At 71.1% G+C, this 12,596-nt stretch carries 7 protein-coding genes; 4 read left to right on the top strand and 3 right to left on the bottom strand.

The window, feature by feature from the left end:
• Window positions 1-80 precede the first annotated feature (80 nt).
• The 4 genes from ACFRU2_RS10010 to ACFRU2_RS09995 are packed head-to-tail and all read left to right on the top strand — an operon-like array spanning window position 81 to window position 4,685.
• The gene (locus ACFRU2_RS10010) at window positions 81-923 is read left to right on the top strand and encodes a nitrilase-related carbon-nitrogen hydrolase (RefSeq protein WP_382970077.1); all 843 of its coding nucleotides are present in this window, start codon (window positions 81-83) and stop codon (window positions 921-923) included.
• A complete protein-coding gene (locus ACFRU2_RS10005) occupies window positions 920-2,215 on the top strand; it encodes an aspartate aminotransferase family protein (RefSeq protein WP_382970074.1) in 1,296 nt (431 codons plus the stop codon). Before ACFRU2_RS10010 ends, ACFRU2_RS10005 begins: the two co-directional genes overlap by 4 nt.
• A gap of 17 nt (window positions 2,216-2,232) precedes the next feature.
• Window positions 2,233-3,633, top strand: a complete 1,401-nt coding sequence (gene hydA / locus ACFRU2_RS10000; RefSeq protein WP_382970071.1) for a dihydropyrimidinase — start codon at window positions 2,233-2,235, stop codon at window positions 3,631-3,633.
• Window positions 3,634-3,671: 38 nt separating this feature from the next.
• Window positions 3,672-4,685 (top strand): TIGR03842 family LLM class F420-dependent oxidoreductase, encoded by a 1,014-nt coding sequence (locus ACFRU2_RS09995; protein WP_382970068.1) that lies wholly within the window; start codon window positions 3,672-3,674, stop codon window positions 4,683-4,685.
• Between the two features lie 121 nt (window positions 4,686-4,806).
• Here the strand turns inward: ACFRU2_RS09995 and ACFRU2_RS09990 are convergent, their stop codons facing one another.
• The 3 genes from ACFRU2_RS09990 to ACFRU2_RS09980 all read right to left on the bottom strand — a co-directional run bounded on the left by ACFRU2_RS09990 (window position 4,807) and on the right by ACFRU2_RS09980 (window position 12,013).
• Window positions 4,807-7,263 (bottom strand): glycoside hydrolase family 3 C-terminal domain-containing protein, encoded by a 2,457-nt coding sequence (locus ACFRU2_RS09990; protein ID WP_382970065.1) that lies wholly within the window; start codon window positions 7,261-7,263, stop codon window positions 4,807-4,809.
• Window positions 7,264-7,423: 160 nt separating this feature from the next.
• A complete protein-coding gene (locus ACFRU2_RS09985; protein ID WP_382970063.1) occupies window positions 7,424-9,598 on the bottom strand; it encodes a discoidin domain-containing protein in 2,175 nt (724 codons plus the stop codon).
• A 207-nt stretch (window positions 9,599-9,805) separates the two neighbouring features.
• Window positions 9,806-12,013, bottom strand: a complete 2,208-nt coding sequence (locus ACFRU2_RS09980; RefSeq protein ID WP_382970061.1) for a discoidin domain-containing protein — start codon at window positions 12,011-12,013, stop codon at window positions 9,806-9,808.
• Window positions 12,014-12,596 lie beyond the last annotated feature (583 nt).

The following is a 12,596-nucleotide window of genomic DNA, read 5'->3' as shown; positions in this document are numbered from 1 at the left end:
TACCTTCAACTCCCTACGCGCAGCCGTCGTACACCCTCTACGTGCGTAGAAGCCGGCGTACCCGTCGCGAGGAGCAGCTCATGGCCCAAGTCGTCCGCGCCGCACTCGTCCAGGCCACCTGGACCGGAGACACCGAGTCGATGATCGCCAAACACGAGGAGCACGCCCGCCGGGCCGCCGCCCAGGGTGCGCAGATCATCGGCTTCCAGGAAGTCTTCAACGCCCCCTACTTCTGCCAGGTCCAGGAGCCCGAGCACTACCGCTGGGCCGAGGCCGTCCCCGACGGCCCCACCGTCCGGCGGATGCAGGCCCTCGCCCGCGAGACCGGCATGGTCATCGTCGTACCGGTCTTCGAGCTGGAGTCCGAGGGCTTCTACTACAACACCGCCGCGGTCATCGACGCCGACGGCAGCTACCTCGGCAAGTACCGCAAGCACCACATCCCCCAGGTCAGGGGCTTCTGGGAGAAGTACTACTTCCGCCCGGGCAACCTCGGCTTCCCGGTCTTCGACACCGCCGTCGGCAAGGTCGGCGTCTACATCTGCTACGACCGGCACTTCCCCGAGGGCTGGCGCGAACTCGGCCTCGCCGGAGCCCAGTTGGTCTACAACCCCTCCGCCACCTCCCGCGGACTCTCCGGGTACCTGTGGCAGCTGGAGCAGCCCGCCTCCGCCGTGGCCAACGAGTACTTCGTCGCCGCCATCAACCGCGTCGGCCAGGAGGAGTACGGCGACAACGACTTCTACGGCACCAGCTACTTCGTCGACCCGCGCGGCCAGTTCGTCGGGGAGGTCGCCAGCGACAAGGAGGAGGAACTCCTCGTCCGCGACCTCGACTTCGACCTCATCAAGGAGGTCCGCGACCAGTGGGCCTTCTACCGCGACCGCCGCCCCGACGCCTACGGAGGACTCGTACAGCCGTGACCAACCCGATCCCCCTGCACAGCCGGCACCGCTCCGTCCTGCCCGACTGGCTCGCGCTCTACTACGACCGCCCCATCGAACTCACCCACGGCGAGGGCCGCCACGTCTGGGACGCGGACGGCAACCGCTACCTCGACTTCTTCGGCGGCATCCTCACCACGATGACCGCCCACGCCCTGCCCGAGGTCACCAAGGCCGTCGCCGAACAGGCCGGGCGGATCATCCACTCCTCCACCCTGTACCTCAACCGCCCGATGATCGAACTGGCCGAGCGGGTCTCGGCGTTGTCCGGCATCCCCGACGCCCGGGTCTTCTTCACCACCTCCGGCACCGAGGCCAACGACACCGCCCTGCTGCTCGCGACGACGTACCGCCGCTCCAACCAGATCCTGGCGATGCGCAACAGCTATCACGGCCGGTCCTTCTCCACCGTCTCGATCACCGGCAACCGCGGCTGGTCCCCGACCAGCCTCTCGCCGCTCCAGACGTACTACGTCCACGGCGCGGTCCGCACCCGCGGCCCCTTCGCCCACCTCGACGACACCGCCTTCACCGCCGCGGCCGTCGCCGACCTGGAGGACGTGCTCGGCCAGGCGCGCGGCGGGGTCGCCGCGCTCATCGCCGAACCGGTGCAGGGAGTCGGCGGGTTCACCTCACCGCCCGACGGGCTCTACGGATCCTTCCGCAAGGTCCTCGACCGGCACGGCATCCTCTGGATCAGCGACGAGGTGCAGACCGGCTGGGGCCGTACCGGCGAGCACTTCTGGGGCTGGCAGGCCCACGCCCAGAACGGCCCGCCGGACATCATCACCTTCGCCAAGGGCATCGGCAACGGCATGTCCATCGGCGGAGTCGTGGCCCGCGCCGAGGTGATGAACTGCCTCGATTCCAACTCCATCTCCACCTTCGGCGGTTCACCGGTCACCATGGCGGCGGGCGTGGCCAACCTCGCCTACCTCCTCGAACACGACCTCCAGGGCAACGCCCGCCGCGTCGGCGGCCTGCTGCTGGAGCGGCTGCGGGCCGTCGCCGCGACCGTGCCCGCCGTACGGGAGGTGCGCGGCCGGGGCCTGATGGCCGGCCTGGAGCTGACGAAGCCCGGCACCGACCAGGCCGACCCGGACGCGGCCGCCGCCGTACTGGAGGCCGCCCGGGCCGGCGGCCTGCTGCTCGGCAAGGGCGGCGGCCACAACACCAGCGTGCTGCGCATCGCGCCGCCGCTCTCCCTCACCGTCGCAGAGGCGGAAGAGGGCGCCGAGATCCTCGCCGAGGCCCTCAGAAGCATCGACTAGCACCGGGGGAGACGTACATGAGCATCCGCACCCTCATCCGCGGCGGGCTCGTCATCACCGCATCCGACGAGCTCCACGCCGACGTGCTGATCGAGGACGGCCGGGTCGCCGCCCTCGCGGCACACGGCACGGCGGCCGCCGGGACCTGGACGGCCGACCGGACGATCGACGCGAGCGGGAAGTACGTCATCCCCGGCGGGGTCGACGCCCACACCCACATGGAGCTGCCCTTCGGCGGCACCGCCGCCTCCGACACCTTCGAGACCGGCACCCGGGCCGCCGCCTGGGGCGGCACCACCACCATCGTGGACTTCGCCGTCCAGACACCCGGGCACGCCCTGCGCGAGGGCCTCGACACCTGGTACGCCAAGGCCGACGGCCAATGCGCCGTCGACTACGCCTTCCACATGATCCTCTCGGACGTCAACGAGCGGACCCTGAAGGAGATGGACCACCTGGTGGGGGAGGGGGTCACCTCCTTCAAGCTGTTCATGGCCTACCCCGGGGTCTTCTACAGCGACGACGGCCAGATCCTGCGCGCGATGCAGCGGGCGTCGGGCAACGGCGGGCTGATCATGATGCACGCCGAGAACGGCATCGCGATCGACGTGCTCGTCGAACAGGCCCTGGCGCGCGGGGAGACGGACCCCCGCCACCACGGAGAGGTCCGCAAGGTCCTCCTCGAAGCGGAGGCGACCCACCGCGCCATCCAGCTCGCCCGGGTCGCCGGCTCCCCCCTCTATGTCGTGCACGTCTCGGCGGAGGAAGCGGTCGCGGAGCTGGCGGCCGCCCGCGACAAGGGTCTCCCCGTCTTCGGTGAGACCTGCCCGCAGTACCTCTTCCTGTCCACCGACAACCTCGAAGAGCCCGACTTCCAGGGCGCGAAGTACGTCTGCTCCACGCCGCTGCGCCCCCGCGAGCACCAGGCGGCACTGTGGCGGGGGCTCCGTACCAACGACCTCCAGGTGGTCTCCACCGACCACTGCCCCTTCTGCTTCCGGGGCCAGAAGGAGCTGGGCCGGGGCGACTTCTCGAAGATCCCGAACGGGCTGCCGGGGGTGGAGAACCGCATGGACCTCCTCCACCAGGCCGTCCTGGACGGGCACATCAGCCGCCGCCGCTGGATCGAGATCGCGTGCGCGACCCCGGCCCGGATGTTCGGCCTCTACCCGCAGAAGGGCACCATCGCGCCGGGCTCCGACGCCGACATCGTCCTCTACGATCCGCACGCCGAGCAGGTCATCTCCGCCGAGACGCACCACATGAACGTGGACTACTCGGCGTACGAGGGCAAGCGGATCACCGGACGCGTCGACACGGTCCTGTCCCGGGGCGAACTCGTCATCGACCGGCGGGAGTTCACCGGACGGGCCGGCCACGGGGCCTTCATCCCCCGCTCCACCTGCCAGTACCTGTAAGCCGCACGCCCGCACACAGCAGCAGCAAGGAGCCATGCATGGACTTCGGCCTCGTCCTGCAAACCGACCCGCCGGCCTCCCAGGTCGTGAGCCTCATGAAGCGCGCCGAGCGCAACGGCTTCCGCTACGGCTGGACCTTCGACTCCGCCGTGCTGTGGCAGGAGCCGTTCGTCATCTACAGCCAGATCCTGGCCAACACCCAGCGCATGCACGTCGGGCCGATGGTGACCAACCCGGGCACTCGTACCTGGGAGGTCACCGCCTCCACCTTCGCGACGCTGAACGACATGTACGGCAACCGCACGGTCTGCGGGATCGGGCGCGGCGACTCGGCGATGCGGGTCGCCGGGCGCGCGCCCAACACCCTGGCCCGGCTGGGGGAGGCCATCGAGGTCATCCGGGACCTGGCGGAGGGCCGGGAGGCGCTCGTGGACGGCAATCCGATCCGGATCCCGTGGATCCGGGAGGGAAAGCTGCCCGTGTGGATGGCGGCGTACGGACCCAAGGCGCTGGCCCTGGCCGGACAGAAGGCTGACGGGTTCATCCTCCAGCTCGCCGACCTCTACCTCACCGAGTGGATGGTCAAGGCGGTCCGTCAGGCTGCTGTGGAGGCCGGCCGCGATCCCGGCTCGATCACCATCTGCGTGGCAGCCCCGGCGTACGTCACGGCCGACGACTCGGCGCAGGCTCTGGCCCACGCCCGCGACCAGTGCCGCTGGTTCGGCGGGATGGTCGGCAACCACGTCGCCGACCTCGTCTCCCGCTACGGCGAGCACTCCTCGATGGTCCCGGACGAACTCACCGAGTACGTCAAGTCCCGCCAGGGCTACGACTACAGCCACCACGGCCGCGCCGGGAACCCGTCCGCCGACTTCGTCCCCGACGAGATCGTCGACCGCTTCTGCCTGCTGGGCCCCGCCGAGGCCCACATCGAGAAGCTCCGCGCCCTGCGGGATCTCGGCGTGGACCAGTTCGCCCTTTACAACATGCACGACGCCCGGGAAGCGACCATCGACACCTACGGCTCCGACGTCATCCCGTCGTTCAACTGACTTTCGGGAGTGGCCCAGGGCCGAGCCCCGTCGATCACGGAATCGACGGGGCGATCCTGGTCGGCCGGGGAATCAAGCCACCCGGCACCCGGCACCCGGCGCATCCGCATCGCATTTCCCATCAGCGCTCCATTACGTGACCGTTGTGGTCCGGCTCGAAGGCTATCGACCCGCTCCACACCAGTTCGCCGACCGAGCGGCCGACCAGGACCTGGTACGTCCCGGGCTCCGTGCGCCAGGCCCCCTCGGCTTCCGACCAGTGCCGCAGCGCGCCGGCCGGCACCTGCACGACGGCGGTCGACGAAGCGCCGGCTTCCGCGTGGACCGCGGCGTGGCCGGCGAACCAGCGGACCGGACGCTCGACGGTGGATTCCGGGCGGGCGAGGTACACCTGCACCACCTCGCGGCCGGGCCGGTCGCCCGTGTTGCGCACCTGGACGCGGACCGCGAACGAGGAGCCTTCCGTGACCTCCGCCGGGGCGTGGACCGTGCCGTACTCCCAGGTGGTGTAGCCCAGACCGTGGCCGAACCAGTAGGCGGGCCGCCTGCCGGTGCGGAGCCAGGCCCGGTGCCCGATGTGCACGCCGTCGTCGTAGGCGAGGCGGCCGTCGACCGGGTGCGCGTGGGTGACGGGCGCGTCGGTCAGAGCGGCCGCCCAGGTGGTGGGGAGGCGGCCGCCCGGCTCGGCGTCCCCGAACAGGACGTCGGCGAGCCCGGCACCGGCCTCCTGCCCGGGGAACCAGGCGAGCAGCACCGCGCCCACCTCGTCGCGCCAGGGCAGTTCGACGGGGCCGCCGCTGTTGACCACGGCGATGGTGCGCCGGTTGGCGGCCGCCACGGCGCGGACCAGCGCGTCCTGGTGGCCGCCCAGGGAGAGGTCGCCGCGGTCGTGGCCCTCGGTCTCGGTGTGTTCGGTCGTGCCGACGACCACGATCACGGCGTCCGCGTCGCGGGCCGCCCGCACCGCTTCGGCGAGCGCGGCCGCCGCCTCGGGCTCCGGCGCCGCCGCCGCGACGATCGTGGCGCGCCCGGCCCCGGGGACCAGCTCGCGCCGGGCCGTCAGGAGAACGGGTTCCGTCGTGTCCAGGGTCGCCCGCACCGTGTGGAGGGGCGGGTTCACATGGACGACGGCCGGGTCGTCGGTGGTGCACGGGAACGCGCCGTCCAGTACGGTCCGTTCGCCGAGGGTCAGGCTCATGCGGCCGAAGCCGGCGATGCCGAAGGTCCATTCCCCCGTCGCCTGCGGTCGTACGAGCGCGCTGATCTCCACCGTTCGTGCGGCGGGCGTCACGGGCGGCTCCAACTGCCGCCCCGACAGGCGGTGTTCGGCGTAGATCTCGTGTCCCGCCTCGTCCAGGAGGCGCAGCAGCACACCCGGCCGCCCCGATCGCGGATCGCTGCACCAGCCCGTGTCGAGGGGCGACGGGGGGACGCCCAGGCCCGGACCCGGTACGTGCACGACCCGGGCCAGGCCCTCCAGCCGGGCCCGGATCCCGTCGAGCGGAGTGACCACGTGCGCGGGGAAGACCCCCGCGCTGCCTCCGCCCTGGAGGCGCGGGGAGTCGGCGTGCACGCCGATGACGGCGACCTCCGCCAGCGCGGACGGGTCGAGCGGGAGCACCGCGCGGTTGCTCAGCAGCACGGATCCGGCGGCCACGGTGCGGCGCAGCAGCATCCGCGTGTCGTCCGGCCCGAACGCCGGGGTGCGCGGGGGCCGGTGCGGTTCGAGCGCCCCCACGCGCCCGGCCAGCCGCAGCAGGCGCCGCACCTTCGCGTCGACGGCACGCTCGGGGACGTGGCCGTCCTGCACGGCCCGGACGAGGGACGCCTCCCACGGGCCCTGCGGTCCCGGCATCGCCAGGTCGAGTGCGGCGAGGGCCGGTTCCAGGGCCGACCGCAGGGCGCCCCAGTCGGAGACCACCACCCCGTCGAAGCCCCACTCGCCCTTGAGGGGTTCGGCGAGCAGCGGACTGGCGGTCATGGTCGCCCCGTTCACACTGTTGTAGCCGGCCATCACCAGCCACACGCCCGCCCCCACGGCAGCCTCGAACGGAGCCAGGTACACCTCCCGCAGCACCCGCTCGGAGGCGCGTACGTCCACGTGCATCCGGCCGGTCTCGGAGTCGTTGGCCACGTAGTGCTTGGCCGTGGCCGCCACCCCCGCCGCCTGGATGCCCCGGACGAGCGCCGCGCCCGTGCGGCCCGTCAGTACGGGATCCTCCGAGAAGCACTCGAAGTGCCGGCCGCCCAGGGGCGTGCGGTGCAGGTTGAGCGTCGGCGCCAGGACGACGTCCACGCCCTTGCGGACCGCCTCCGAAGCGAGCAGGCCCCCCAGCTCCTCGACCAGGCCCTCGTCCCACAGCGCGCCGATCGCGGACGCCGAGGGCAGCAGCGCGGAGGTGAGCCGCTCGTCCCAGGCCTCTCCCCGCACCCCTGCCGGGCCGTCGGAGGTCACCATCTCCCGCAGGCCGACGGCCTGTTCGCCGGCCGTCCGCCACGTCGTGGCCCCCGACAGCAGCCGCACCTTCTGCGCCAGATCGAGCTTCTCCAGCAGTCGATCGAGCATGTCCTCGCCCATCCCCACCATCCCCACCCCATTCACGTCATCCGCTCCCCGCCTGCGGTTCGAGAAGACCCGGCCCTCCCCGCCGTTCAGGCGGGGAGAGCCGGGCCCGTACGGAGGGCCGGCCGGGTCAGGGCGGCCGGTGCTCCGCGTTCAGTGGCGCGCCGTCACGGGGTCAGCTGTAGATGCCGAACTCGTGGAGGGAGTAGCCCCAGGCGGTGCCGCGGGCGGTCAGGTTCAGTCGTACGTGGCGGGCGTTCGCCGACACGTTGATCGTGTCGATGTCACCGTTGCCGGTCGTCGTGGTGTGGACGGTGCGCCAGTTGGTGCCGTCGTCGGAGAGCTGCACCTCGTAGGACTTGGCGTACGCGGGGTCCCAGACCAGCTGCAGGGTGCGGATCGCGGTGGAGGCACCGAGGTCCACCGAGATCCACTGCGGGTCGCTCCAGTCGCTGGCCCAGCGGGTGCCGGCCTTGCCGTCGGTCGCGTTGCCCGGCGTGCAGGGGCAGTCTCCGTACCCGGCCTGGAAGGAGGAGGCGGTCGTCGGCTTGTTCAGCGCCACGTTCGTGCCGCTCACGGGCGGGGCGACCACCTTGACGGACTTGGTCTCGATGCCCGCGTTGCCGCGGCCGTCCTCGGCCTGGATGTACACCTTCCAGACGCCGAGCTTCTCGGGAGCGGTGACCGCGAAGGTCCCGTTGCCCGTCGCGCGCCACTGCGCCTCGACCAGGCGCTTGTCGCCGTTCGCGTAGTTGCCGCTGAGGAAGACCTTGTACGTCAGCGGGTCGTTCTGCGGGTCACTGATGGTGGCGCGGACGGTGAACTCCCCGCCGGCCGGGGCGTTGGAGGCCTTGTCGACGGTCATGTTGCTGATGACCGGCGGCGTGTTGTCGCCCGCCGTCGACCCGGTGTACGCCTTCTTCACCGCGTAGTACGACAGCCGCTTGAGCCCGTCGGGCAGCAGGTTGAACCAGATGCCGCCGAAGTCGTGCTCGATGCCGTAGTGGAACATCGTGGCGCCCAGGGCCACGCCCTGGTGACCGGTGATGCAGTTCCAGGCGGTGGTGTACCCCTCGGCCGTCTGGACGTCGGTCTTCTGGTCGGGGATGCCGTTGGCGTCGTTCGGCACCTCCCACTCGCCGGCCGGGCCCGTCTCGGTGATGATGTAGGGCTTGTTGTAGCCGCCGTCGATCCAGTCCTGCTTCACCCCGCAGATGTCTCCGTAGGAGTTCATCGAGTACAGGTCGAGGTCCGGGGCGTTGCGCTTGTAGTACGGCCACGCCCCCGTCCAGGCGTCGGTCGAGGTGACGGGGTGGTCCGGGTCGATGGTGTGGATCTTCTTGGCCACGTCGTTCACGAACGTGGTGTAGGCGTTGCGCTGCGCCTCCAGCTCGGTGCCGCTGTAGCAGTTCTGCAGACCGAGGACGGATTCGTTGCCGACGTTCCACATGAGCGTGGCCGGGTGCGACTTGTAGGTGTCCACCCACTTCGCGAACTCGGTCAGCATGTTGCTCTTGTACGCGGCGTCCGTGACGTAGTTGACGCAGCCGCCCGAGCCGGGGCCGCCGCCGGGCTGCAGCCAGAAGCCGTTGACGACCCGGATCCCGTTCGCCGCGGCGGTGTCGAGCAGGGGCTTGCTCGACGCGTCCGTGCCCCAGGTGCGGATGGTGTTGACGCCCATGGACTTCACGTCGGGCATGTACTTCGGTGCGTCCGCGAAGGACGGACCCCAGGTGAGGCCCTTGACCGTGTACGGCTGCCCGCCGACGGTCAGCTGCCAGTTGCCCTGGGAGCCGGCCACGCGGACGGCGCCCTGGGCCGGGGGTTCCGCCGTGGTGGTGCCGTAGACCTGGAACTCCCAGAGGGAGTAGCCGTAACCGCCGGAGCGGACCAGGCCGTTCATCCGCACGTACCGGCCGCTGCCGGAGATGGCGATCTCGTCGGTGCCGCCGTCGCTTCCGGTGACGGCTTTGGCCGTGCGCCAGTTCGTTCCGTCGTCCGAGACCTGGATCTCGTAGTTCTTGCCGAAGGCGCCCTCCCAGGTGAGGACGACGCGGCTGAGGTTGCGGCTCGCGCCGAGGTCGACCTGGATCCATTCGGCGTCGCGCCACTGGCTGGCCCAGCGCGTGCCGGTGAGGTTGCCGTCGAAGGCGGCGGCCGCGGAGTAGCCCTCGCCCTCCTGGGAGGAGGCGGTGGCCGGCTTGCCCTGGGAGAGCAGGGAGTCGGCGGCCACCGCGGTGGGGGCGGCGGCCAGGGTGAGCGAGGACGCGAGGAGCGCGCCCAGGGTGGCGAGGGCGGCCGCGCCGCGCGTGCGGCGGAGCGTGCTTCTCGTGGCGGGAGGGGGGAACATTGCGGCTCCTGGTGTGAGGGGGCCCCTGGGCCGGGGCGCGGAGATCGGTTCACCCGGCCCAGGGGAGTGGGTGCGGCTCCGGCGGGTCGGCGGAGGCCGGTCGTGCGGTGGTGCCCCCGGGCCGCGGCGGCAGGGCGGAAACCGGGCCCGGGGTGTCGGGGGCCGGTTCCGCCGGGTGAGCGGAACCGGTGGGGGAGGCCGGACGGATCAGGGGTACGAGACCACCGTGGAGGGGACCGTCGAGGTCCCGGCGGGGACCGTGGAGGCCCCGATGTCGTTGATGACGTGCTCGTAGTGGCCGTTGCCGCCGAGCGACACCGTCAGGAGGCTGTGGAACTTCACGCCGGGCTTGACCGGGGCCTTGAAGCCGTGGTCCTGGCGGATGTTCGGGTCCACGTTGTAGTTGCAGTAGCTGCCCAGGCCCCACGCTTCGTGGGTGGTCACCGAGTCGTCGACCCGGTAGGCGGCGTAGCCCTTGGTGGCGCCGTTCTGGATGGCGGCCTGGTTCGGGGCGTCGTAGGCCTTCTCGTTCTGGTAGAAGACCGTCTTTCCGCGCTCGCCGTACCACTCCACGTCGTACTTGTTGAAGTGCTCGACGAACAGGCCCGTGGCCAGGACGTCGTCACCGTTCACCCGCACCCCGTAGTCGGCGCGGTTGGTCTCCCAGCCCACCCCCTCGCCGTGGTCGGCGCGCCACACCCAGGTGTGGTCGACGATGGCGTCGTCGCTGTTCACGACGACGCTGGTCGTGGCCTTGCCGGCGCCCGCCCCGCCCACGCGGATGTACACGTCCTGCACGGTGGTGGGGTTGGCGGAGTGGTCGGCGGAGGAGTTCTGCGGTCCGAGTTCCAGCAGGGTCGGGGAGTTGACCGGTCCGGCATCGATCAGGAAGCCGGCGAGGCGGACGCCGTCGACGTCGGCGACCTTCATCGCGGTGACACCGTTGTCCGGGATGATCGTGGCGAGGCCGAGGCCGAGCACGATGGTGTTCGCGCGATTCACGTCGATGGTCCGGTCGACGTGGTAGACGCCGGGTGTGAACAGCAGGTTCAGGCCCTGGGCCAGCGCCTGGTTGATCGTGGCGGCGGTGGCGCCGGGCTTGACCACGTAGAACTGGCCGAGCGGGACGGAATCGCCCTGCGGGGTGCCGTTGGCCCAGGTGGTGCCACGGGCGTTGGTGCGCTTGGCCGGCGCGAACACCTTGTACTCGTTCCCGTCGAGGTACAGGTAGGGCTTCTCGCGGGAGACGGGCGTGGTGTCGAGCGTGGTGTAGCGGGGCTCGGGGAATCCGGTGGCCGGAGCACCCTCGACGCCCGAGAAGGTCTGGTTCCACACGCTGTTGGACCAGCCGCCGATGGTGCTGTCGCGGGTGTACCACTGCTGCTGCGAGTAGTTGCCGACCTGGCCGTCGACCTTGGAGTCGGCGATGTAGCCACCGCTGGCCCAGCCGTAGCCGTTCGGCGCCAGGTTGAGCGCGCCCTTGACGTGCATGCGGCGGAAGGAGGACGCCTGCGAGACCGCCCACCGGTTGGTGCCGCTGACCGGGTTGACGGTCAGGCCCTCCGCGCCGCGCCAGAAGTTCTGGGTCGCGTTGCCGTTGAACCAGCCCGCGTCGACCGTCACGTCACCGTTGATGGTGGTGTCGCCCGGGCGCAGGCCGAGGCCGGCGATCTGGGTGTAGAAGCCGATCTGGGCGTTGATGTTGTCGTACGTGCCCGGCTTGAGGAGGAACGCGTGCCGGCCGCTGCCGAACTGCGCCGACTCCTGCTCCTGGAAGACCTGGTCCAGCTTGGCCTGGATGCCCGGCGTGGACGGGTCGACGATGTGGACGTTCGGGCCCAGGTCGCCGCCGCCCGGCAGGGTCGGCCCGCCCCCGTCGCCCCCGGTGGTCCCGAACACCTTGAACTCCCAGAGCGAGTAGCCGTAGCCGGTGGCCCTGGAGACGCCCTGCATGCGGACGTAGCGGGCGGTCCCGGTGATGTTCACGGTCTCGGTGCCGCCGGCGCCGGTGGTCGTGGAGTAGGCCGTGGACCAGTCGGTGCCGTTGGCCGACAGCTCGATCCGGTACGCCTTGGCGTAGGCGGCCTCCCACTGCAGGACGACCTTGCTCAGCTCGGTCGCGGCGCCGAGGTCCACCTGCAGCCACTGGGCGTCGGAGGCGGCGCTGGACCAGCGCGAGCCGTTGTTGCCGTCGACGGCGTCGGCCGCCGGGGTGCCGTAGTGCTCCTGGCTGGAGGCCGTGACCGTCTTGCCCTGGGAGACCAGCGGTGCCTCCGCAGAGACGGCGGGGGAGGACGGCGCCAGCGCGAGCAGGCTGCCGACGAGGGCGGTCGTCACCGCCCCGGCGATCCCCCTCCGGGTGGAGACGGGACGTCGTCCGCGTGGCAACGCATCGACAGGTATGCCAGTGGGCATTGGTGCTCCTTTAACGAACCTGAAACGGGAGAGCGCTCTCCAGACCTTGCCCGTAACGCGATCGGCCGGTCAAGGACCGTGACGCCTTTTCTTTTGGCTTTCATTAAGTTCCGAGCAGCGGGCCGGTCCCGGGGCAGCAGTGAGCAGCCCAGGGGAGGCCCTGGGCTGCTGAGGGATCGTCATGAGCCAGCTGCTGATCGGATATTGCGAAGCGGCCGGGGTGTTCGCCGCGAACGACCTGATGGCCCGGGGGCTCGTCGGGTTCTGCGCGAACAGGGGGCCGGGCCGGAGCCGGACGCACGGCAACCCTCCCGTGGGGAGCCGGGAGGGTGCTGGGCCCGGGATGGTCCGGAGCCACACCATAGGCACCGGCGCGCGCGGGCCGGTAGGCATATGGCAGGGGAAGTTCCGGATGCTTCGTCCGGCTGCCCGGGAGCACCGCCGCAGGCTCGGCCGGGTGTTCCGGCCGAGCGTTCTGCGGGGGCGAGGGGCTCGGGGGCGAGAGGGGTGGGGAAGGGGAGGGGAACGGGTGGGGAAGGGGGTGGGGACGGCCTACGGCGCCGACGGGGGACGGAATCCGGCC

This window comes from Streptomyces sp. NPDC056883 (assembly GCF_042788835.1).
GTDB lineage: Bacteria > Actinomycetota > Actinomycetes > Streptomycetales > Streptomycetaceae > Streptomyces > Streptomyces stoeckheimensis.
This window is presented reverse-complemented; position numbering and strand designations above follow the sequence as displayed.

Coding starts and splice junctions, on each gene's coding strand:
- ACFRU2_RS10010 (WP_382970077.1), top strand. CDS start 81: ATGGCCCAAGTCGTCCGCGCCGCACTCGTCCAGGCCACCTGGACCGGA.
- hydA (WP_382970071.1), top strand. CDS start 2,233: ATGAGCATCCGCACCCTCATCCGCGGCGGGCTCGTCATCACCGCATCC.
- ACFRU2_RS09995 (WP_382970068.1), top strand. CDS start 3,672: ATGGACTTCGGCCTCGTCCTGCAAACCGACCCGCCGGCCTCCCAGGTC.
- ACFRU2_RS09990 (WP_382970065.1), bottom strand. CDS start 7,263: ATGGGCGAGGACATGCTCGATCGACTGCTGGAGAAGCTCGATCTGGCG.
- ACFRU2_RS09985 (WP_382970063.1), bottom strand. CDS start 9,598: ATGTTCCCCCCTCCCGCCACGAGAAGCACGCTCCGCCGCACGCGCGGC.
- ACFRU2_RS09980 (WP_382970061.1), bottom strand. CDS start 12,013: ATGCCCACTGGCATACCTGTCGATGCGTTGCCACGCGGACGACGTCCC.